Genomic DNA, 21,456 nt, shown 5'->3' with positions numbered 1-21,456 from the left:
TTAATAAATTGTGTTCTTCTACCACCCAATTGTGCTATGAATTATCGAACTATCCTTTTTGGCCTTCTGATTAGTATTTTATTTTCTTGTAACGAAAAGCAAAAAGAAGACTCTTCTGAGCTTGTTAAGCCCAATATTGTGATCATTTATTTCGACGATTTGGGCTATGGTGATGTCAGTGCCTATAAATCAGGGACACTCTCCACACCCAATTTGGATCGGCTGGTAAATGGCGGGGTAAAATTTACCAATGGCTACGCATCTTCTGCTACTTGTACACCCAGCCGCTATGCTTTACTTACAGGAGTATATCCTTGGAGAAATCAAAATGCCAAAATACTCCCCGGGACTGCACCTCTCTTAATTGATACAGCTCAGTACACGCTTCCAAAAATGCTTCAAGATCAGGGGTATCAAACAGGTATAGTGGGCAAATGGCATTTGGGTCTTGGTTCTGGATCGGTAGATTGGAATAAAAAAATTAGCCCGGGACCAAACGAGGTAGGCTTTGATTATTCCTACATTTTAGCTGCTACTCAAGATAGGGTTCCCACCGTTTACATTGAAAACGGACAGGTCGTTGGATTGGATCCTAATGATCCGATTGAGGTGAGTTATGAGAAAAATTTTCCTGGAGAACCGACAGCCTTGACCCATCCAGAACTGGTTGAAATGAAATGGCATCATGGGCATAATAACAGTATAGTGAACGGTGTCCCCCGGATTGGTTTTATGAAAGGTGGTGAAGCTGCCAAATGGAGTGATGTGGATATGGCGGATCATTTTTTGGAAAAAGCGAAAGAATTTGTGGGGGAAAAGTCTCAATCAGGTAAGCCCTTCTTTTTGTACTACGCCTTGCAGCAACCTCATGTTCCACGGACACCACATCCTCGTTTTGTGGGGAAGTCCGGTATGGGTCCTAGAGGCGATGCGATTTTGGAAGCAGATTGGATGGTGGGAAAGTTTATAGAGCACTTAGAAGAAATTGGAATTCTAGAAAACACTTTAATCGTTTTGAGCAGTGATAATGGGCCTGTCTTGAATGACGGATATTATGATGATGCGGTAGAGAAAATCGGTGATCATACTCCCACAGGACCCCTCAGAGGCGGGAAGTATAGTCTCTTTGAGGCAGGAACACGGGTGCCTTTTGCGGTCTATTGGAAAGGAAAGATAGAACCTAAAACTTCTTCAGCTCTTGTGACTCAAATTGACTTGATGGCATCCTTAGGAACCTTAGTCGGTGCTGAAAATTTTGGGCAGGATAGTGAGAATCTGCTGGATGTTTTTTTGGGGAAAACAGATCGGGGAAGGGATGAATTTGTATTGGAAGCTACTAGTAGGACTGCTTTCAGAAAAGGAGATTGGGTCATGATTCCACCATATTCAGGACCTGCATTACAAAGTCAAGTCAATATTGAACTTGGGAATTCTCCTGAATACCAGCTTTACAATTTAGCGGAGGATTTATCTCAAGAAAGGAATCTTGCTGAATCAAACCCTGAAAAGCTTCAAGAAATGATCAAGAGATTCGAACAAATCCGTGGAATAGAATCTGCGAATGTGGAGGAATTGGAATTGAAATAGAGGCTTTAAGTAAAATTCTTATTTCTCAAACACCTCCTGAATGGCTTCCAAATAATCAAACCCATGTCCTTCGGTTGGCTCGATATAGTTGCCTTCCAGATATTCATTCCAGCAGCATATCATGATAGTTTTACCATTTGAAGCACGGTATTTTTGGGATACTGCTAAGGCTTCTTTTAGCTTATCTCGGAAAGTGCTTTTGGTGCTATGAACACGGTCTTTGTAAGGTTCGGATGGGAAGCCTGTCTGCTGTGGCCAAGTTCCCCCTGCCGGACGCATATCCCATCCCATAGCTACCGGAACTTGGTACTCAAAATTCGGATCTGACTTGAATTTTTCACTCCACATATTCCAATGCCCTCGGTAGGTTTCTCGCATATCGGCGTAGGATCGATTGTCCTTTTCCAAAAAGTTGTGGTAGACATAAGCAGTCATCCCTTCAAAGCCCATAGATTTTAGCCTCGGGACGTATTCCTGAAGAAGCATCTTTTTTTGGTATTCCCCGCCTTCCCAGGGTCTGTTTGGATTTTTAGCTTTCCACTGTGTAGGTAATCCATAAGCTCTCTCGCGCTCCAGCATCGGACCAGCAGTGACTGCAATGAATTTGATACCCGGAAGCTTTGCTTTTTTGGCTAAAGCTTGAGATCGATCCAGCAGATCTTTTAATGTCAGGCCGTAAAATGCTGCTCTCGATTCGGCATCCTGCGGAAAGTAAAAATAGACTACCGGTCTACCATCTTCAGCACGCAGGTAGTCACGCCTGCTAAAATACTGATCGATCCAAAGTTGGGTGATTTTGTCATGTACTTGAAGGTAGAGTTCTTTATTTGGTTTCTCTCCTTCATAATTGGCCTTTCTTGCTAGCTCGTCTGGCGAACCAATTTTAAGCCAAGCGATCCAGCGTTCATGGCTGTCATCACACCAATTGACGGCCCATTTCATCTGTTTTTCCTTGGGAAGCTTGGCATTCTCGGCGAGAAGGACCTCAAGCTGATCGCCCCATTCTACCAAGCCCGGTACGGCGACGCGGCCATCCCGATTTGGGTCTATTTTCCAGCCTTCTGGGTAGTAAATCTTTGCCTGCGGTCCGAAATAAAGGTGGTAATAGTAGTTTCTTCCGAAGAACCAGTCATAAGCAAAAAAGTCAATCCCATATTCTTTCATGTATTGAAGTTGCTTTCGAGCTACTTCGGGATCAGTTCGTTTGTAAAAGCCTTTGAGTTCTTTGATAGGTTTGCGGTCAAGATAAGGTCCTTCGTAAGGATATCTAGCATTGTAGATTCTGCCTTTGGGTCCCCAAATCCCTGGGTTTTGCAGGCTTGCGCAGTTTTTTGGGTCCTGGATGCAAGACCAAAAGCTATCCCGGTCCACATTGGGATCCGGTGAGGTATTCCAAGAAGGCATAAAGTAGACACCTACCAATTCTTCACCAGCTAATTCTTCTTGGGGAGGGTTAAAATCAAAATGTCCAAAGCCTGCCTTTTGTGAAAAAATTGTATTTGATTTTTCATTTTGACAGGCACAAAATAACAGGAATAGTGAGCAGGAAAACAAGGTTTGAAATAAACTTTTCATTAGCTGCGTATTTTAGGAAAAAGAGAAATAGAGAATCAATTTAAATAATTAATTGAAAAGCTTTTTTCGCATTATCAGAATCTCCCGAAATTCCGGGTAGATTCTTTCAAAATCCAACTGGTATGAATGTACCACCTCAAAGCCGCATTTTTCATAAAAGCGCTTTGCCTGTGGCTGACAGCTCATTGCCTCAAGCCATATATTTTCAAGTTTATTTTCCCTTGCGATCCTTTCTGCATAATCCATCAGAAGCTTGGCTAAGCCTGTGCCATGATATCGGGAATCCAAGTACAATCGATGAATTTTCATAGCGTTTGGGATGGGTGTTTCTCTTGGGGAAAATGGAAAGTCGTATTTGAAAACTCCCGCTCTTTGTCCTTGAACCTCAATAAAAAAATAATGGGATCGCTCTCTTTTAAGCTCTTTTTCCAAAGTCTCCCTTCCGTAAATGAGGTCCACATACCAAGCTCCTCCATCTGTCCAAATCGGTTGATAGGCATCTCGATAGATTTTCCCCATCAATTCATAAAGCTTTCTTTGATCAGAAATCTGAATAGGAGCAAGATGAATCTGCCCAAGAGAAGGGAGATGAAGCGGATTTTCTACAATCATTGAAGTTTTTTGATCATGTCTGCTGTGAAGTCATCAGCATAAGTGCCATATGAATTGATCAAAACTCCTTTGATTTTTCCATCCTTAGAAGAAATGGTGTAAAGAATCGCTTCATCAGCGGGATTGCTTTGACCTTCAAATCGATAGGTTTTATCCACCTCAAATTGCTGTGGCAAAAGGCAAACATCACCACAAATGATGCTGTCAAAGCGGATGTTAAAATCCTCAGTATAGCCCTCTTTTCGTACCTTCTGTAAAGTTTCAACTAGTGTGGGTTCGTAATTTTGCATAGACAATGTTGTTTTAGTCTCTATTCAAGTTACGGGATTTTTTTGATCATAAAAAAAACCACAGAGTGAAGTTCTGTGGTTTTAGGTTTTTGTAGTTTTTGGTGGATCACTTCCTTTTGAGGGCCTTTTTGGCTGCTTTGACGATATTTTCGGCATTCAAGCCATACTTTTCTAGCAACTGAGTAGGAGTCCCTGACTCTCCGAAGCTATCATTCACACCTACGTATTCCAGAGGAGCAGGATTGTGTCGGCTTAAGGTTTGAGCGATACTGTCACCTAAGCCTCCGTTGATCTGGTGCTCTTCTGCTGATACTGCGCAGCCAGTCTTTGCTACAGACTCCAAGATTGCTTCCTCATCCAAAGGCTTGATCGTGTGGATGTTGATCACCTCGGCATGGATTCCTTCTTCTCGAAGCATCGCCTCTGCTACAACTGCCTCCCAGACCAAGTGTCCTGTAGCGAAAATGGTCACATCTTTACCATCGATCATTTTCCAGGCCTTTCCAATCTCAAATTTCTGATCGGCAGGCGTAAAGATCGGCCAGCTTGGTCGTCCAAATCTCAGGTAAACCGGACCTTCATGCTCGGCAATCGCCAAGGTCGCTGCCTTGGTTTGATTGTAGTCACAAGGATTAATCACGGTCATGTGAGGAAGCATTTTCATCATACCCAAGTCTTCCAAAATCTGGTGCGTAGCTCCATCTTCTCCCAAGGTCAAACCTGCGTGTGAAGCACAGATCTTGACATTTTTGTCTGAATAGGCTACAGATTGACGGATTTGATCGTAGACCCGTCCGGTGGCAAAATTGGCGAATGTCCCAGCAAAAGGGATCTTCCCGCCAATAGTCATCCCTGCTGCCAGGCCAATCATATTAGCTTCAGCTATACCGGTTTGGAAAAACCGATCTGGAAATTCTTTTTGAAAAGCGCCCATCTTAAGTGAACCGATGAGGTCAGCACAAAGACCAACTATATTAGGGTTTTTTCTTCCTGCTTCTAGAAAACCGTCACCAAAACCGGAACGCGTATCTTTTTTTTCTGTAAAAGTGAATTTTAAATCTAAGCTCATTTTCTTCAAGTTTGGGAATGATTAATAATCGCCGAGGGTTTCCTCGAGTTGGCCTAAAGCATCGGCAAGTTGCTCATCACTTGGTGGTGAACCATGCCATTTGTGCGTACCTACCATGAAATCCACACCATATCCCATTTCGGTATAGAGGAGGTTCATGACCGGCTTGCCTTTACCACTGAGGGATTTGGCTTTTTTCAGGCCTTCTAAAACCGCTTCAAGATTATTTCCATCTTTGATCTCATTCACTTCCCAGCCAAAAGCTTCCCATTTGGCCTTGAGGTTTTTGAGGTCCATGACTTTCTCCGTAGGTCCGTCGATTTGCTGCCCATTATAATCAATCGTGGCAATCAAATTATCCACTCCGTAATGTGCTGCATACATGGCAGCCTCCCATACTTGACCTTCCTGCAATTCCCCGTCTCCTAAAAGAATATACACTAGCTTATCATCTCCGTTTAGCCTTTTTGCTTGTGCTGCACCAAGAGCTACTGAAAGCCCCTGGCCTAGTGAGCCTGAAGCTACCCGAATCCCAGGTAGACCTTCCTCTGTAGCGGGGTGACCTTGGAGTCGGGAGTTGATTTTCCGGAAGGTTTTCAGCTCCTCTACCGGGAAATATCCACTTCTAGCCAGCACAGAATACCAACCTGCCGATAGGTGTCCATTGGATAAGAAGAAAAGGTCTTCATCTTTTCCATCCATGTTGAAATTAGGATCATGTCTCAGGATATCGAAATACAATGAGACAAAGAATTCCGCACATCCAAGGGGGGCACCTGGATGCCCGGATTGTACTGCATGGACCATACGAAGTACATCTCTTCGTAGTTGGGTACAGATTTTTTGGAGTTGTTCGATTGATTGTTTTTCCATTAGGCTGGGTTATAGGTTATTTAATAATTTGAGCCGTGTGATCTTTGGTTTTTACTTTTTCGATGATTTCTTCGATTTTTCCTTCTTCATCGATGACAAAAGTGGTTCGGGCAGTACCCATATATTTTCTACCATACATGGACTTTTCTACCCATGTTCCGTAAAGTTCATGAACTGTTTTGTCTTCATCTGAAATGAGTGAGAAAGGCAGAGATTGCTTCTCGATGAACTTCTGATGTGATTTTTCAGAATCCGAACTGATTCCCAAAACTACGTAGCCAGCTTTTTGCAAAGCTTCATAATTATCTCGGAGGTTGCAGGCTTGAGCAGTACAGCCGGGGGTGTTGTCTTTGGGATAAAAATAAAGGATGACTTTTTTACCTTTGAAATCTGAAAGCTTGATGGTTTCTCCACTTTCAATTTTCGCTTCAAAATCTGGTGCCATTTGGCCTACTTCTAGTGACATAATCTCAATAGTTAAAGTAAAACATTTATGAAATGGTCCCTTTCCATTCGCTGACATTTCCAGCCTGATCGGTGACCCTCAATATAACTGCTCCCTGGAGCGGTTGTTTGTCTAAAGTTTCAGACCAAATCAGGGACTTTTTGTGCTCATATCGCATCAAAACCCATTCTCCGTTTACCTTGGCTTCAAAACTGGCAATTCCCGAGAGATCATCTCGAATGGTAAACCGAATTTCATCCCGACTTATTCTTACCGGGCGAATGCTCGGGCCTGTTTGATCTTCAGCAAGGGTAAAAGTACCAAAATTTCTTGTTCTAAATCGAATGGAAGAATCTTCCCAGGAACCGCCCACAAAAGACTTTCGCCCGCTGCTGCTAATTTGATAGACATGAGTTCGCTTTTTGTCCCAATTCCCCCCTGAAATATTCCAGAGCACTTCCATCGAATTCCAGAGATACTCATCCCCATCGTTAATTTGTAATTGAGGATTGGTGGAGGAAGCGTTTTGGCTGATTCGCAGATACAAATCTTCGAGTAGGGTATTTCTATCAAAAGCTATTTGAATAGATTTTTCCGCAAAAAGCTTTTCTTCCCCAACTGGAATTTGCGCTCTGACTTCTGGTTTGATCAGTTCGGAGCAAATATCGATTTCATCAGGAATGCCAAAACGCATATCCCAAAGATAGACCCGGGTCTGTTCATCTTGATAAGCAGGCAACATTTCAAAGATTCGATTTCCTACGTAGAATTGAGCTAATCCGCCCAAATTACTCACAGGAGCAGTTATTTTGAGCATTTTACCGATATAATCTACTTGCGCTCGGGAAGGCGGTGAAGGAAGGTTGACGATAAACTCTTGGTCTTTTCCCAGCAGGGTAAAATCTATATTCCGCTGATTGCCTAAAGCATCTCTCAATCGGATTTGATAGGAAGCACGCTCTCCAATGTTTGGTTCTAGATAGCCTGCAGTGGGAAGTTTCGGATAGATGTAATCATATTTCAGGTCAGGCTGAAAATAGAGTTTGGTAAAGCGATTTTGATGAGTGTGAAGTAAAAATTGTCTGGTAAAATTGAAGTCAACCTTATCCACAGTCAGGGCTAGTTCTAGGGAATCTTCTTTCCAGATTTCAAAATGAGGAAACCCATTTCGGTTGCTTGCTCCGTCGAGTTGATCAAAGCTTCTAATTTCCACCCCGACCCGTCCTGTTACCTCTATCGGTTCTGCAATTGCAAAATTTCCGCCCCTGTTGACTAGTGGAAACTCTTTTCTTTCAAACTTACCATCGATCCTCGAATCGATTCCCAACGGGACCAAAGCAACAGTCTGTGGAGTAGGGGGGGTGCGGTCGAGGATTTCAGGAAATCCAAACAAGAGCGGATCCATCGCCCGGTCTAAGCTGTCCCGGATCTCAAAATGCAGGTGCGGGCCTCCCGAACTACCCGTATTTCCACCATTGGCGATCTGTTCTCCTTTTTTCACTGGGAGTTCTCCAGGTTCTAAGTAAAGCTCCAGCTCGTTCACCTGCTGCTCATACATTTTTGAAACAATGAATCGATGAAGCTTATCATTGAAGTTTCGCAAGTGTCCATAAAGGGTAATGTGCCCGGTTGGGTGCTTCAGGTAAATCACATTCCCATAGCCATAGGTGGATATTTTGATCCGATGTACCCAGCCATCTGCTGCAGCATAGATGGGCTCTCCCTCTACACCGCCAAACTTATAATCCAGTCCTGTATGAAAGTGATTGGGGCGAAGCTCTGCGAAATTACCGGAAAGATAGTTTCTCCCACCAGGCTTGACCGGCGAGCGAAAATAGTCCCGAATGACTCCCTGGGACCAAGAATTCGAAAGCGGGAACAGAAATAAAAAGACGAGAAAAAGCGCGGCTTTATTTGACTTCAAAGTCCAGTAGTTTTTGTTCTCCAAGATATCCTTCCAATCGATCTCCAATTTTCACCGGGCCTACTCCTGCGGGTGTTCCTGTGTAGATGAGATCACCTTTCTTCAGCGTGAAAAACTGAGAAACATATTCTATGATCGTACCAAAATCAAAAAGCATCATGGAAGTATTCCCTTCTTGTCTGACTTCACCATTTATCGTCAGATGAAATGAAATGTCATTCAAATCACCAATACTATCTACCGAGACAAAATCTCCAATCGGAGCCGACCCATTAAATGCTTTGGCAATTTCCCAAGGCAAACCTTTCGTTTTGCACTGCTCCTGAAGATCTCTAGCAGTAAAATCAATTCCTAGACCAATTTCCTCAAAATATCGATGTGCAAATTTTTTCTGGATATACTTTCCTTCTTTTGAAATCTTCAGGACCAACTCGGCTTCGTGATGGATATTTTTCGAAAAATCCGGATAGTAAAAAGGAGCTCCATTTTTCAATAAAGCAGTATCAGGCTTGAGAAAAACGACAGGGTTTCCCGGTTTTTCATTCTTGAGTTCTTCGATATGAGCCGCATAGTTTCGGCCGATGCAGATGATTTTCATATGTTTTTTATTGCTTTTTTAATGGTCATATGGAATCTCGCATAAATTCCCCGATCCATCGGGGCATCCCTCTGTGTGATGGGTACGTCATGCTCGATTTCATCTGTTTATAATTTGATTTTTAACGGTCAGATGGAATGCCCTGGATAATCATTCCCCTGTGTGAGAAGTTTTTTCTCATGGGCATTTCATGGGTTTTTTGAGCTTTTGGCAATGATGATTTAAAAATAACGAAAGCCACCGTCTTTGCACAAAACTTTGCAAAATGTGAGGAGCGGGGTGATTTATCCCATTTCTGCCAGAATGAGATTTCACCGGCTAATCGACGGCTAAAAGCTTCATCAAAATTTCATCCGCTTCATTCATTAAATGAAGTTCTCGATTTTCGATTTTGTATTTTCTTGTGTCAATCAGGGCTTTGCTGATAGCATTTTCCACACTCATATCTGGACAGGCCATCTTGGTGCTTGCTCCCGGTCCTAAAATCAGGGTTTCTCCATCATTCTCTTTGATTTGGCCTCTTACGGTATTGCATCCCATATTTCCAAAGTAGGTCTTTCCAGAGGTGTTGAATTCGAAGGTTAAAGTCTCACCGTTTTTAAAGCCCTTGGGGTCCTTTATTTCGCCTACTTCTATGACTTTCCAAATATTAGTTATTTGTAGTGCAGGATCCATTTCTTTACTCATTATTTTTAGCAATTTGTAGCGTTTTGATGACGCGTCAGCAGGACTAGGTTCTTCCTTTTCCTCGATTTCGACCCCAAGTCTATATATGAAACCTGGTTCATAGTCAAAACCCTCGATTGTAGAATAAAAGAGTTCCCAGTCTTTTCGATCCAACTCTTCCTCTCTAGATATCTGAAGGCAATTCACGGGGCCAACACCAATGCATTCTACTTTAGCCGAATTGACCCACCAGGTCTCAATCTGACCTGTAGGTTGATCTTGGCAGGATAGCAATAAAATAAATATTCCGCTTAAAGTCAGTAATCTAATCATGGCTCAGGATAAATGGTTTTTACTTGCTCGAATAGCAACTCCGTCCAACGCGTATAAATCTCTCCGCTAGGGTGTAAATTATCTTCAGCGAGCATTTCTGGCTGATCACCCACGGCTCTATAGTCCTCAGTAATATCGATGAATTTAATCCCGTATTTCCCACAAATAGAGCGTTTTGCAGCATTATAAGCATCGATTTCTGCCGCGACTTTAGCCTTGTCTGTTCCTCGGTTGGTAGCAAATGGCGTGATTCCCCAATCTGGAATGGAAAGGACTATTACGTGGTTGGGCAGATTGCCAGCATACCCAATAGCTCTGAGAAGCATCTGCTCAAACTCTACCCGATATTCATCGACTGATCTTCCCCGGTATTGATTATTGACTCCAATCAGTAATGTGACCAAGTCGTAAGGCTCTCCTGTCGGGCCTGCTTCATCTATTCCCTTGTCCAATTCATCTACGGTCCAACCTGTTTTAGCAATGATTTCAGCCTCGAGCCATTGATGAGCAGTTTCCTGATTGAGTCTTTTGACCAATTGATTTGGGTATCGGTCTGCTTCATCTACTCCTTCCCCAATGGTATAACTGTCTCCCAGTGCCAGGTAGGTTTTAATTGGTGTTCTCATAGCGGCAAAATCATTTTCGTTACTTTTTGGACCTGAGGGATTACAGGCTGCAAAAGCTAGAATCAAACTGGTGAGCAATGCGATTTTCATGATGCATCAAATATATTTTCGATAAGCTTAAAGGTACCCAAATCTGCGTTCATTTCTACCTTGGCGCCATGAGGGACAATAAATTGTTTGGCAACGTGTCCAATCATCGCTCCTGAATAGGCAGGGATATTCAGAGGTAAAACATAATCGTCTAAGACTTGGTCAACTGTCAGGCTTCCATACCCTCCGCCTGGTTCACAATCGCTGCATTGCCCGAAAATGAATCCTTTGATCTTCTGCAGGGTACCATTCAGTTTCAGGGTGCTCATCATCCGGTCAATTCTATATGGATCTTCTCCAATATCTTCGATAAATAAAATAGCATCCTCGAAATCTGTATAATAGGGAGTACCTGAAAGGGCTGTCAGGACGGTTAAATTTCCTCCAAGAATTTTTCCCTGCACGATTCCTGATTGAAGCGTTTGGATTCGGTTGGATTTGATGACTAAATCATCTCCCTGCACCTGTTGGTTTTCAAAAAGAAGCTGCTCCTGCTTAAAAAAGAGCCGCTCAAACTGCTCCACATTGAAGCTGTTCCAAGATCCTGTTCCATTGGGTCCGTGAAAGGTAATCAGGTCTGTCTGGGCGTAAATTGCTTGATGCAGAGCGGTAATATCCGAATAGCCAAGAAGTATTTTTGGGTTTTTCCGGATCAGCTCATAATCTATCAGAGGCAAGATTCTGGCAGCACCCGAACCTCCTCGGATACAAATAATTGCTTTGATTTCAGGGTCAGCAAACATCGAATTTAAGTCGCTAGCGCGTTCAGCGTCACTTCCTGCCAGATGGCCCCTTCTGTTTTTCAGATGCTCTCCCAATTTGACTTCTAGTCCTAAAGCTTCCATGGCTTCTTTTGCAAAAGTAAATTGCATGCGATCAGAAGTGGCAGCTGATGGACTGATTAGTCCCACCGTGTCACCCTTGGACAAGGCTTTGGGAAGAATCATTTTTTGGCTGGATTTTGAATCAAAGCCCAGAAAAGGCATACTAGCCGCCGTCAGAAAGGCGGTTTTCAAAAAAGATCTTTTGTTCATAATATATATATATCGTGAAATTGAATCTAGCGAATATTCATCAGTAACTCAAAGCATGTCCCTGAGGCTACTGAGTACCTTTTCCATTTCCCTTCTGACAAGGGAGGCCTTCCAAGGATAATTTGAATTCATAAAAGCAAAAGCAAAATATCTTCCACTTTTTCCGCGGATAAGCCCTACAAGGCTATGATTATTGCTCATCGTTCCAGTTTTGGCGAAGATATATGGGCTTTCTGCCTTGTATTCATTTTCGATGGTGCCCGATACACCGCCTGTTGGCAAAAGCTCGAAAAGCATTTGATCCGGGACCACCCGATAGAGTTTTTCGAAAAGTCCGACCATCGTCCTAGGCGTAAATAGATTATACCGGCTAAGTCCACTTCCATCCACCCAAATAGGTTCATCTGGAAGGTCTGTTAGAAAGCTTTCAATCATATATTCGATAGCCCTTTCGGTATCGATTTCTCCAAAAAGTCGATCAGAGACCATAAACATCAACTGTTCGGCAAGGAAATTATCACTTTCCAGCATCATCTCTTTTAGAATAGGGAAAAGTGTTGCTCCACGCCAAAGCTGATGATTTTCGGGAAGACTGTGAGGGCTATAAATCCAACTTTTGCCAGTGGCATCACTAGCTAATGACACAAAAAGCTCCGGAGAGGTAAGAAGCGGAAGGTAATCTTCCCGACCTCGGTAGGATTTTGGGTTATAAAAAAAATGATTGCTGTGAAAGTCCCGCTCCATGTCTTTGATATCCCGATTGGTTGTCGAAATCATTGACTGAAAACGTGTTGGAAAAACACGAGGGTTGGATTTCCCTGGCAATACTTTTAGCAAGTTTCCATGGATAGGAAGACTGCTTCGCTCTGCGGAGAAGTAATACAGATAATCATCCCATTGCCAGCCTGCACCGAAGGGAGTGGATCGGAGATTAGCATCTGAAAAGGATATAATATCGTATGGCGCAAAAAAAGAATCAAAGTCAGGTTGGGGAAGATCTAAATAATCCCAACTTGGATCGCCTGCTCCCCAAATGTGCAGGGTATCACCTTTGCTCACATATCGAAATGTCTGAGTGGAATCATTCAAAACCAAAATACTGGCAAACAAGGTGAATAGCTTGGTCGTGGATGCAGGAGTGAAGTGAATCTGCGAGTTTTTCTCATAAAGAACTTGCTGAGAATCTAGGTCATACAACATAAACCCTGTCAAATGCCCTCCAAAGAAGCTGGTTTGTCCTAAGGATTGCTCTAATTTTTCGTATTCCTCTCTGGATAATTGACCAAATGAGAAATGGGAGAAAAGGAGCGATCCAATGAATAAAAAGGTCAAAAAGTAACTCTTAGTCATCAGTTTTTATTTTTGGTCATGGCCCAAAATAAACCCAGCCAGCCACTTATAAAAGCAACTCCTCCGATAGGGGTGATCGCCCCCAGCCAGGTGATTCCCGTGATGGATAATAAGTAGAGCGAACCGGAGAAAATTAGTATTCCTATACTTAGATTGATGGCAGAGAAACTTAGCCCGCGCCAATCAGGTTTGATTAGGGCCAAAATCCCCACCAGGAAAACGCCTAATGAGTGATAAAAATGATACTTTACTGCTGTTTCAAAAGTATCGAGTCTGCCATTTTCTATTAGTCTGGCCTCTAAGCCATGCGCTCCAAAAGCCCCGATTCCTACTGCCAAGGCACCAAGGATAGCTGCTAATTGTATGATTTGTTTTCCGTTCATATCAATGCGTGTTTCTTGCTCCAAAAATTGCCGAACCTATCCGTACCATGGTGCTGCCTTCCTCCTGAGCGATCTGATAGTCTCCACTCATCCCCATGGAAAGCTCCTGCATTTCCACAAAGTCAGGGAGTGCTTTTTCCTTCAATTCATCGAAAAGAGATTTTAATGATCTGAATTCCTTTCGAACTTGATCAGAATTCTCCGTAAAAGTCGCCATCCCCATTAATCCGAGGATGTGTACGTGCTGAAACCTTTTGAAATCATCATTTTCTAACATTTCAAGCAGCTCTTCCCTGTCAAAACCAAACTTGCTTTCTTCTTCTGCAATGTGGATTTGCAGTAATACCGGGATTTTTCGGTTGACTTTTTTGCCTTGTTTTTCGATCTCTCTCAGGAGTCGGAACGAATCCACGCCATGAATCAGGTGGACAAATTCAGCGATGTATTTTACCTTGTTTCTCTGCAAATGTCCGATCATGTGCCAACGCACGTCTGAGGGCATCTGAGGTTGTTTTTCTTGGATTTCCTGGACCTTATTTTCTCCAAAATCCCTCACGCCGGCATTGTAGGCCTCCATGAGTAATTCTACCGGCTTTGTTTTGCTGACAGAGACCAGCTGGCAATCTGGATTTATGAATGAATTTTTTACTGCTTCTAGATTTGCTTTGATATCCATTTTCTATTTTTAGATCAGTTTTTTTAAGAAAATCAGCCCAGACAAAGATATGGCGATCATCAGTACTTTACTAAAAAAAGGCATAAGGCTTAGGGAAAGTTTAGAACAGGAATATTCCCGGCCGATGGAGCTTCAGCGAAGGGAGTTGAAAAAACTTCTGATTCAAGGTACTCGAACAGCCATAGGCGAGAGGTACGATTTCGCCTCGATCCTTCGAAGGTTTCGGCAGCATGATGACGAATACTATGATCGATATAAAGCGCAAGTGCCTATCTATGACTATGACAAGATTTACGAGGAATGGTGGTTTGAGTTATTAGAAGGAAAGAAAAACGTCACCTGGCCAGGTAAGGTCAAATATTTCGCCCTTAGTTCGGGCACTTCAGGTGCCACATCCAAGTACATTCCCATTACCAAGGAAATGGTCAGAGCTATCCGACGAACAGGTGTGAGGCAGATTTTGACCTTGTCGAAGTATGATCTTCCCAATTCATTGTTTACGAAAGGTATTTTGATGCTTGGGGGGAGTACGGATTTGGAATTTAACGGAACCTACTTTTCCGGGGATTTGAGTGGGATTACTGCCGGTAAACTGCCGATCTGGTTTCAGCGTTTTTATAAGCCCGGAAAACAAATCTCCAAAAATCGAAATTGGGGAGACAAGCTTGATCAGATCGTGGAAAAAGCTCCGAACTGGGATATAGGAATTATTGTAGGGGTTCCGGCTTGGCTGCAGATTTTGATTGAAAAAATAATTGCTCATTACCAAGTAGAGACGATTCATGACATTTGGCCTAATCTCCAGATTTTCGTTCATGGAGGTGTATCCTTTGAGCCATACAAAAAAGGCTTTGAAAAATTACTTGGAAAACCACTTACTTATATCGAAACCTATTTGGCATCCGAGGGATTTTTAGCTTTTCAGGCATTGCCTGGACGAAAGTCCATGCGATTGGTATTGAATAATGGGATCTTTTATGAGTTTGTTCCATTCAATGAGGAAAATTTCGATGAAGACGGCATTATCCGACCCACTGCTCAAACCTATAAAATCGATCAGGTTCAGGAAGGAATTGATTATGCCTTGCTTATTTCTACCTGTGCGGGCGCTTGGAGATATTTGATTGGAGATACTGTGCGATTTGTTTCCAAAGAGGAGAGTGAAATCATCATCACGGGTAGAACAAAACATTTTCTAAGCCTTTGTGGGGAGCACCTTTCGGTAGATAATATGAATCGCGCGGTAGAAATGGCGGCCTCAGAGCTCGATATTCGAGTAAAAGAATTTACGGTATTGGGTCAGCCTCATGGAAGTCTTTTTGCGCATCATTGGTACATCGGAACTGATGATCAGGTGGATGAGCAAAAGCTGTCATTCCTGCTAGACCGATTCTTGAAAGAGCTTAATGACGACTATGCCGTGGAGCGGAATCATGCCTTGCGAGAGGTGATTGTCAAAATATTGCCAAGTGAGACTTTTTATGAATGGATGCGCTTTCAGGGTAAAGAGGGTGGTCAGAATAAATTTCCGAGAGTTTTGAAAGGTGAGAAATCGGAGGCCTGGCAGCAATTCATCCATGAGAAAGGAGAAAAGTTTTGAATGCAGCGCTGATTGAGGGTATAAGCATGGGCTTGGTTCTATCCGCAATGATAGGACCTGTTTTTTTTACCTTGATTCAGAATAGCTTGGAGCATGGCTTTAGGCGAACGGCAGTACTTGCTTTGGGAATTTTGGCAAGTGACTCGATTTATGTGATTGTCACCTATTATGGAATTCGTTTTTTGGCAGACACTACGCTATTTGAGCAAGTTCTTGGCTATGTAGGAGGATTGATATTGATTGGTTTTGGGTTGATTTCCCTTGTGAAAAAACGAGCAGACCGACCCAGTACAGGTGGGCTAAGTATTTCTAAAATCAAAAAACGAACTGCCTTTGCCAAGGGCTTTAGCATCAATGGGGTCAATCCCTTTGTTCTACTTTTTTGGATTTCGATTGCTAGCTTGGTCTATCTTAAATCAACTTGGGATACATCAGACATCCTTTTATATTATTCAGGCATCTTAATCACGGTTTTCAGTATTGATTTGCTGAAAGCATTTGTAGCCAAAAAGCTCGCTCATTTAGTCACTCCTAGGTTAATGCAAATTTTAAATAAGGTAGTCGGACTGATCATGGTAGGTTTTGGTATTCGCCTGATTTGGTGGGCAAGTATGAATTGATTTTTGGAGTCTGATTCTATTTTGATTTTTTGTATCTTCCTGAATGTTAATTCTTTGAAATCTTTTAAATCAAAAGCATTATGGAATCAAAGTATGGATTTTTGAAAATGACCATCGGTGAGTTTGAGGCATGGATGAATACCTTACACATTGCCCGCACCATCCTGACTGTACAGCAGCACCATACCTGGGTGCCTAATTATGATCACTTCGATGGGAGTAATCATTTTGAGCGGCAGCTCGCCATGAAAAATCATCACGTGGGGGCCAATGGATGGAGTGATATCGGTCAGCATTTCACCATTTTCCCAGATGGTACTATCCTAACTGGCAGATCGCTCGAAGCTACTCCAGCCTGTATTTATGGTGCCAATCAGCATTCAATCTGTTTTGAACATTTGGGGGATTTTGATCAGGGAGGTGATCAGATGCGCTTGGAACAGCGCAATGCCATCATTCGTGCTACTGCAGTCATTTGTCGGAAATTCAATCTTCCAATCAATCCTTTCAGTATCGTTTATCACCATTGGTATGAATTGGGTACAGGTAGGCGAACAAATGGTAGTGGCTCTACCAAATCTTGTCCGGGTACCAATTTCTTTGGAGGAAATAAGGTGGAAGATTTTCAAAAGTATTTTGCTCCCTTGGTACAGGCAGAGCTTACGGGGGGTGCTTTACCACCAATTCCCCCAAGTATGAAATATGCAGTAGTTACTGCAAATATTTTGAATGTGAGAACTGCGCCTAAAGGAAGTGCTTCGAAGGCCTCAGATAGACCACCCGTGGAGCGTGGGGCAGTTTTGCGAATTTACGATGAGTCCAATGGATGGCTGAAAATTTCCAAGAGTCAGTCTCATTGGGTTTATGGCCGATATACTAAGTCGGTAGATCGAGGAACTGTCAATGCATCTGTTTTGAGAGTAAGAAGTGGGCCGGGGACAAACTTCTCTATTGTTGGTACCCTTCCCAAATCAGAGGAGGTTTTTATAGCAGAGGAAAAGTCAGGCTGGTGTAAGCTGGCACTGGAAGAAAAATGGCTCAGTAAACAGTATTTAGATTTTGTAGCGTGAAATGGAAATAAAAAAATCCCCGAGACCTGAGTTTCGGGGATTTTCATTCCGTCTAGTTTGTCTTAAAGATACTTTTCTACCGGAACGTAGTTCATTCCGAATGCCTCAGCTACAGCTTTGTAGACAATATCTCCGTTGATGACATTCAGTCCCGGGATTAATTCTGCATTTTCCTGAGCAGCTTTTTTCCAACCCTTATCAGCTAGTTGAATAGCATAAGGTAGGGTCGCGTTGGTCAAGGCTAGGGTAGAAGTATAAGGTACAGCCCCTGGCATATTTGCAACACAGTAGTGTACGACATCATCAATGATGAAAGTAGGGTTCTCGTGAGTAGTTGGCTTACACGTCTCGATACATCCACCTTGATCTACCGCTACATCGACAAGTACGGTACCAGGTCTCATGTCTTTCAGCATATCTCGAGTGATCAGGTGAGGAGCTTTTGCTCCTGGAATCAATACTGCCCCGATGATCAAGTCTGCAGATTTGATCATTTTGCGAATGTTGTATTCATTGGACATCATGGTATTGACATTTGCAGGCATCACGTCTTCCAGATATCTCATTCTCTGAAGTGAAACGTCCATGATAGTCACATCAGCTCCTAATCCAGCAGCCATCCATGCGGCTTGCGTTCCCACGATACCGCCTCCTAGGATTAAGACTTTTGCAGGAAGTACTCCTGGTACGCCACCCAAAAGAATTCCTCGTCCTTTCAATGGCTTTTCAAGGTAGTTGGCGCCTTTTTGTACAGACATTCTACCAGCCACTTCTGACATCGGGATTAATAGTGGAAGACTTCGGTCAGACTTTTCTACTGTTTCATAGGCAAGACAAACTGCCTTGCTATCTACCATGGCCTTGGTCAAAGGCTCATGCGAAGCAAAGTGAAAATAAGTGAAAAGAAGTTGGTCCTCTTTGATCAGTGAATACTCAGGCTCGATAGGCTCTTTTACCTTGATGATCATCTCGGCAATCTCGTAGGTAGCCTCGATGGTAGGGAGTATTTTTGCTCCTGCAGTTTCGTATTCGCTGTCAGAAAAGCCACTGCCTTCTCCGGCTGTGTGTTGTACATAGACCGTATGGCCTCTTTTGACCAATTCCTTGGCTCCCGCAGGAGTCAATGCTACTCGGTTCTCGTTGTTTTTGATTTCCTTGGGAACGCCTATAATCATAGCTAGTTTTATTTGGATTTACAGAGGCGCAAAGATAATCAGGAGGAAGCTTTTGAGAGCAATTTTTAGAATAGTATTTGGTCTGATTTTGAAAATTCTTCGAAATCAGAATTTTATTCTTTTTTTAAAATTATGAATCGATTTAATTTCAAAATTTAAATTTTTGAAGTGAAATATTCTGAGAATAATTATTGGTAAAAACAGGTGAGTATAAAAGATTATGAAGGTTTCATTTTTAGATTTTTATATCAGTAAAATCAATTACTCAGAATAAAATTCTGTTTTTATCGTATTAAAATCCTTTTATCAAAATTTTTGATTGATATTTTATTCTAAAGATATTTGCAAAACAGATCGATTTGGTTATTTTTGGTAATTGAGAAAAATACCTTAAAAACCCAAAGTAACTCTAGATTAATAATTGAATGGCAACAGCAGAGAAAAGTGTAAAAAAGACTCAAGATTCGACTGCAGACCGCGAGGCAGTTTTAAATGATTTTCGAATCGCACTCATTAGTAGGCATGCTTCCCTTATGGGAAGAAAAGAAGTCTTTATGGGGAAAGCTAAATTCGGAATCTTTGGAGACGGTAAAGAACTTGCACAGATTGCCATGGCTAGAGCTTTTCAAAAGGGTGATTTTAGAGCCGGTTATTATCGAGATCAAACTTTTATGTTCGCATTGGGTGAGTTGACTGTTCAGCAATATTTTGCTCAACTCTATGCGCACACCAATGTAGATGCTGAACCTGCATCTGCGGGCCGATTGATGAATGGCCACTTTGCTACCCGTTCTTTAAATGATGACGGATCTTGGAAATCCCTCACTGACCGATATAATTCAGCGGCAGATATTTCCCCGACTGCTGCTCAAATGCCAAAACTTCTCGGACTTGCTTTTGCTTCAAAATTGTATCGAGAAAATAAAGGGTTAAAAGGATTTAAGGATTTTTCGATCAATGGTAATGAAGTAGCATGGGGCACTATAGGTAATGCCTCTACTTCTGAAGGGATGTTTTTTGAATCCATCAATGCTGCCGGAGTTCTGCAGGTCCCAATGGTTACGGCCATTTGGGATGATGGGTATGGAATATCGGTTCCTCAAGAATTTCATACTACTAAAGGAAGTATTTCTGAAGTATTAGAAGGATTCCAGAGAAATGATGAGCAAAAAGGCTTTGAAATCATCCGGGTAAAAGGATGGGATTATGAAGCTCTATTCAATGCTTTTCAGAAAGCTGGTAATATCGCTCGATCAGAACATGCTCCAGTGCTCATTCATGTGCAGGAAATGACCCAGCCGCAAGGACATAGTACCTCAGGTTCCCATGAGCGATACAAGTCCAAAGAGCGATTGGATTGGGAAAAGGAATGGGATTGTATCAAGCAGTTCAGAGAATATATTCTTTCTCGTGAACTTGCCTCAGCCGACGAATTGGATAAGATCGATGCGGAAGCAAAAGCGCAAGTCAAAAAAGAGAAGGAAGCTGCCTGGAATGACTTTTTAGGAGAAATCAAAGAGGAGCTAAAAGAAGCTGTGTCTTTGATTCGTGATGCTGCCCAAACTAGCAATCGAAAGGTAGTTTTGGAGCAATTAGTACAAGATCTATCAAAAACAATCAATCCTATCCGTAAAGATGTAATCTCCACGGTTAGAAAGGCACTTTTAAATCTTCGGTTTGATCAAAGCGAAGCAAAGAACAAGTTGCAAACTTGGTATCAGCAGCAGCAAGAAAAGAATTTTGACCGTTACAGCAGTCATCTTTACTCCCAATCAGAATGGTCGGCCTTGAAAGTGGCAGAAAGATTACCTGAGTTTTCTGAGGATTCTTCTTTTGTGGATGGTAGAGAGGTTTTGCAGGCATTTTTTGATTACAAACTTGAAAATGATCCGAGGTTTTTTGCCTTTGGAGAGGACGTCGGAAAGATCGGAGACGTCAATCAAGCTTTTGCAGGCCTGCAAGCTAAATATGGAGATCTTCGTGTCTCGGATACGGGGATTAGAGAGTGTACCATCGTAGGACAGGGAATTGGAGCTGCCTTGCGAGGTCTAAAACCAGTAGCAGAAATTCAGTATTTGGACTATCTCCTATATGGAATTCAGATGCTTTCGGATGATTTGGCTTCCCTTCAATACAGAACCAAAGGAGGTCAGAAGGCACCACTTATTGTGAGAACAAGAGGTCATAGATTGGAAGGTGTATGGCATGCGGGCTCACCGATGGGGATGATTCTTTCGGCTCTTCGTGGTATGCTTATTTGCGTACCTAAAGATATGACTCAAGCTGCAGGCATGTATAATACCTTGCTGCAGTCGGATGATCCGGCACTTGTGATCGAATGTCTGAATGGATATAGACTAAAGGAAAAAATGCCTGAAAATATAGGAGAATATACGGTTCCCATGGGCAAGCCAGAGGTTTTACGTTCCGGTAAGGATATTACTTTAGTGACCTATGGTTCCATGTGTCGAATCGTACTGGAAGCCGCTGAGGAATTATCCGAAATGGATATTGATGTGGAAGTGATCGATGTACAAACCCTAATTCCATTTGATAGATTTGGAGTCATTGGGGAGTCTGTCAAAAAGACCAACCGGGTGATTTTTGCTGATGAAGATGTACCGGGTGGAGCATCGGCGTATATGCTACAGCAGGCTATTGAAGAACAACAACTGTTTAAGTTTTTGGATTCTGAGCCGCAGACACTTGCTGCCAAGGCTCATAGACCTGCCTACTCTTCCGATGGAGATTATTTCTCCAAGCCTAGTACAGAGGATGTGATCGAGAAAGTTTACCTACTTATGCATGAGGTCAATCCCAAGAAGTTTCCAAAGTTCTAAAATCAACGAATACAAATAGA

General features: G+C 42.5%; 20 protein-coding genes. 5 read left to right on the top strand and 15 right to left on the bottom strand.

The annotated features are described in order from the left end of the window. Window positions 1–36: 36 nt before the first annotated feature. A complete protein-coding gene (locus OU792_RS00640; protein WP_274669203.1) occupies window positions 37–1,587 on the top strand; it encodes a sulfatase family protein in 1,551 nt (516 codons plus the stop codon). Window positions 1,588–1,605: 18 nt separating this feature from the next. On the opposite strand, the gene OU792_RS00635 is transcribed toward OU792_RS00640, so the two are convergent. From OU792_RS00635 to OU792_RS00570, 14 genes are all read right to left on the bottom strand, one after another. Next, entirely contained in the window at window positions 1,606–3,162 is a 1,557-nt protein-coding gene (locus tag OU792_RS00635) for a glycoside hydrolase family 99-like domain-containing protein (protein WP_274669202.1), read from the bottom strand. Window positions 3,163–3,210: 48 nt separating this feature from the next. Further along, on the bottom strand, window positions 3,211–3,774 hold the full coding sequence (locus tag OU792_RS00630; RefSeq protein ID WP_274669201.1) for a GNAT family N-acetyltransferase: 564 nt from the start codon (window positions 3,772–3,774) through the stop codon (window positions 3,211–3,213). After that, window positions 3,771–4,064 (bottom strand): phosphoribosylpyrophosphate synthetase, encoded by a 294-nt coding sequence (locus tag OU792_RS00625; protein WP_274669200.1) that lies wholly within the window; start codon window positions 4,062–4,064, stop codon window positions 3,771–3,773. Before OU792_RS00625 ends, OU792_RS00630 begins: the two co-directional genes overlap by 4 nt. A gap of 106 nt (window positions 4,065–4,170) precedes the next feature. Then, complete coding sequence (locus OU792_RS00620) at window positions 4,171–5,133, bottom strand: transketolase family protein (RefSeq protein ID WP_222582780.1); 963 nt, start codon at window positions 5,131–5,133, stop codon at window positions 4,171–4,173. A gap of 21 nt (window positions 5,134–5,154) precedes the next feature. Then, complete coding sequence (locus tag OU792_RS00615) at window positions 5,155–6,006, bottom strand: transketolase (protein WP_222582781.1); 852 nt, start codon at window positions 6,004–6,006, stop codon at window positions 5,155–5,157. 16 nt (window positions 6,007–6,022) lie between these two features. Continuing rightward, window positions 6,023–6,472 (bottom strand): thioredoxin-dependent thiol peroxidase, encoded by a 450-nt coding sequence (gene bcp / locus OU792_RS00610; protein WP_134200856.1) that lies wholly within the window; start codon window positions 6,470–6,472, stop codon window positions 6,023–6,025. A gap of 25 nt (window positions 6,473–6,497) precedes the next feature. Beyond that, window positions 6,498–8,375 (bottom strand): M23 family metallopeptidase, encoded by a 1,878-nt coding sequence (locus OU792_RS00605; RefSeq protein ID WP_274669199.1) that lies wholly within the window; start codon window positions 8,373–8,375, stop codon window positions 6,498–6,500. Then, window positions 8,362–8,973 carry a fumarylacetoacetate hydrolase family protein gene (locus OU792_RS00600; protein WP_026944997.1) on the bottom strand — a complete coding sequence of 204 codons (612 nt, stop codon included), beginning with the start codon at window positions 8,971–8,973 and terminating at the stop codon, window positions 8,362–8,364. Before OU792_RS00600 ends, OU792_RS00605 begins: the two co-directional genes overlap by 14 nt. A gap of 318 nt (window positions 8,974–9,291) precedes the next feature. Next, window positions 9,292–9,972: a DUF4377 domain-containing protein gene (locus tag OU792_RS00595; protein WP_274669198.1), complete on the bottom strand. Its 681-nt coding sequence runs from the start codon at window positions 9,970–9,972 to the stop codon at window positions 9,292–9,294. After that, window positions 9,969–10,688, bottom strand: coding sequence for an SGNH/GDSL hydrolase family protein (locus OU792_RS00590; protein WP_222582784.1), 720 nt, complete (start codon window positions 10,686–10,688; stop codon window positions 9,969–9,971). The genes OU792_RS00595 and OU792_RS00590 overlap by 4 nt, the downstream gene beginning before the upstream one ends. Next, complete coding sequence (locus tag OU792_RS00585) at window positions 10,685–11,722, bottom strand: S66 peptidase family protein (RefSeq protein ID WP_274669197.1); 1,038 nt, start codon at window positions 11,720–11,722, stop codon at window positions 10,685–10,687. The genes OU792_RS00590 and OU792_RS00585 overlap by 4 nt, the downstream gene beginning before the upstream one ends. Window positions 11,723–11,770: 48 nt before the next feature. Next, window positions 11,771–13,072: a D-alanyl-D-alanine carboxypeptidase gene (locus OU792_RS00580; RefSeq protein ID WP_274669196.1), complete on the bottom strand. Its 1,302-nt coding sequence runs from the start codon at window positions 13,070–13,072 to the stop codon at window positions 11,771–11,773. Then, window positions 13,072–13,455 carry a DUF423 domain-containing protein gene (locus tag OU792_RS00575; protein WP_035482954.1) on the bottom strand — a complete coding sequence of 128 codons (384 nt, stop codon included), beginning with the start codon at window positions 13,453–13,455 and terminating at the stop codon, window positions 13,072–13,074. Before OU792_RS00575 ends, OU792_RS00580 begins: the two co-directional genes overlap by 1 nt. Before the next feature lies 1 nt (window position 13,456). Continuing rightward, window positions 13,457–14,131, bottom strand: coding sequence for a YggS family pyridoxal phosphate-dependent enzyme (locus OU792_RS00570; protein WP_274669195.1), 675 nt, complete (start codon window positions 14,129–14,131; stop codon window positions 13,457–13,459). 49 nt (window positions 14,132–14,180) lie between these two features. Here OU792_RS00570 and OU792_RS00565 point away from each other — a divergent pair, with 49 nt between their 5' ends. The 3 genes from OU792_RS00565 (at window position 14,181) to OU792_RS00555 (ending at window position 17,421) form a co-directional block, all read left to right on the top strand. Continuing rightward, a complete protein-coding gene (locus OU792_RS00565) occupies window positions 14,181–15,731 on the top strand; it encodes a GH3 family domain-containing protein (protein ID WP_274669194.1) in 1,551 nt (516 codons plus the stop codon). After that, window positions 15,728–16,351 carry a LysE family translocator gene (locus OU792_RS00560; RefSeq protein ID WP_274669193.1) on the top strand — a complete coding sequence of 208 codons (624 nt, stop codon included), beginning with the start codon at window positions 15,728–15,730 and terminating at the stop codon, window positions 16,349–16,351. The genes OU792_RS00565 and OU792_RS00560 overlap by 4 nt, the downstream gene beginning before the upstream one ends. 80 nt (window positions 16,352–16,431) lie before the next feature. Continuing rightward, entirely contained in the window at window positions 16,432–17,421 is a 990-nt protein-coding gene (locus tag OU792_RS00555) for an SH3 domain-containing protein (RefSeq protein WP_274669192.1), read from the top strand. A 62-nt stretch (window positions 17,422–17,483) separates the two neighbouring features. Here OU792_RS00555 and ald read toward each other — a convergent pair whose 3' ends face one another. Then, on the bottom strand, window positions 17,484–18,596 hold the full coding sequence (ald, locus tag OU792_RS00550) for an alanine dehydrogenase (protein WP_274669191.1): 1,113 nt from the start codon (window positions 18,594–18,596) through the stop codon (window positions 17,484–17,486). A 425-nt stretch (window positions 18,597–19,021) separates the two neighbouring features. On the opposite strand from ald, the gene OU792_RS00545 reads away from it, so the two are divergent. Continuing rightward, complete coding sequence (locus OU792_RS00545; protein WP_134200876.1) at window positions 19,022–21,436, top strand: alpha-ketoacid dehydrogenase subunit alpha/beta; 2,415 nt, start codon at window positions 19,022–19,024, stop codon at window positions 21,434–21,436. Window positions 21,437–21,456 lie beyond the last annotated feature (20 nt).

Origin of the sequence: Algoriphagus sp. NF (assembly GCF_028823735.1) — a bacterium.
GTDB lineage: Bacteria > Bacteroidota > Bacteroidia > Cytophagales > Cyclobacteriaceae > Algoriphagus > Algoriphagus marincola.
The sequence above is the reverse complement of the archived record's forward strand: the minus strand, read 5'-3'. Positions and strand labels throughout refer to the sequence as shown.

Excerpts from the sequence above, each read along its gene's own strand:
- ald (WP_274669191.1), bottom strand. The coding sequence starts at position 18,596 with ATGATTATAGGCGTTCCCAAGGAAATCAAAAACAACGAGAACCGAGTA.
- OU792_RS00590 (WP_222582784.1), bottom strand. The coding sequence starts at position 10,688 with ATGAAAATCGCATTGCTCACCAGTTTGATTCTAGCTTTTGCAGCCTGT.
- OU792_RS00615 (WP_222582781.1), bottom strand. The coding sequence starts at position 6,006 with ATGGAAAAACAATCAATCGAACAACTCCAAAAAATCTGTACCCAACTA.
- OU792_RS00575 (WP_035482954.1), bottom strand. The coding sequence starts at position 13,455 with ATGAACGGAAAACAAATCATACAATTAGCAGCTATCCTTGGTGCCTTG.
- OU792_RS00570 (WP_274669195.1), bottom strand. The coding sequence starts at position 14,131 with ATGGATATCAAAGCAAATCTAGAAGCAGTAAAAAATTCATTCATAAAT.
- OU792_RS00585 (WP_274669197.1), bottom strand. The coding sequence starts at position 11,722 with ATGAACAAAAGATCTTTTTTGAAAACCGCCTTTCTGACGGCGGCTAGT.
- OU792_RS00595 (WP_274669198.1), bottom strand. The coding sequence starts at position 9,972 with ATGATTAGATTACTGACTTTAAGCGGAATATTTATTTTATTGCTATCC.
- OU792_RS00580 (WP_274669196.1), bottom strand. The coding sequence starts at position 13,072 with ATGACTAAGAGTTACTTTTTGACCTTTTTATTCATTGGATCGCTCCTT.
- OU792_RS00600 (WP_026944997.1), bottom strand. The coding sequence starts at position 8,973 with ATGAAAATCATCTGCATCGGCCGAAACTATGCGGCTCATATCGAAGAA.
- OU792_RS00620 (WP_222582780.1), bottom strand. The coding sequence starts at position 5,133 with ATGAGCTTAGATTTAAAATTCACTTTTACAGAAAAAAAAGATACGCGT.
- OU792_RS00625 (WP_274669200.1), bottom strand. The coding sequence starts at position 4,064 with ATGCAAAATTACGAACCCACACTAGTTGAAACTTTACAGAAGGTACGA.
- OU792_RS00545 (WP_134200876.1), top strand. The coding sequence starts at position 19,022 with ATGGCAACAGCAGAGAAAAGTGTAAAAAAGACTCAAGATTCGACTGCA.
- OU792_RS00640 (WP_274669203.1), top strand. The coding sequence starts at position 37 with ATGAATTATCGAACTATCCTTTTTGGCCTTCTGATTAGTATTTTATTT.
- OU792_RS00565 (WP_274669194.1), top strand. The coding sequence starts at position 14,181 with ATGGCGATCATCAGTACTTTACTAAAAAAAGGCATAAGGCTTAGGGAA.
- bcp (WP_134200856.1), bottom strand. The coding sequence starts at position 6,472 with ATGTCACTAGAAGTAGGCCAAATGGCACCAGATTTTGAAGCGAAAATT.
- OU792_RS00630 (WP_274669201.1), bottom strand. The coding sequence starts at position 3,774 with ATGATTGTAGAAAATCCGCTTCATCTCCCTTCTCTTGGGCAGATTCAT.
- OU792_RS00635 (WP_274669202.1), bottom strand. The coding sequence starts at position 3,162 with ATGAAAAGTTTATTTCAAACCTTGTTTTCCTGCTCACTATTCCTGTTA.
- OU792_RS00555 (WP_274669192.1), top strand. The coding sequence starts at position 16,432 with ATGGAATCAAAGTATGGATTTTTGAAAATGACCATCGGTGAGTTTGAG.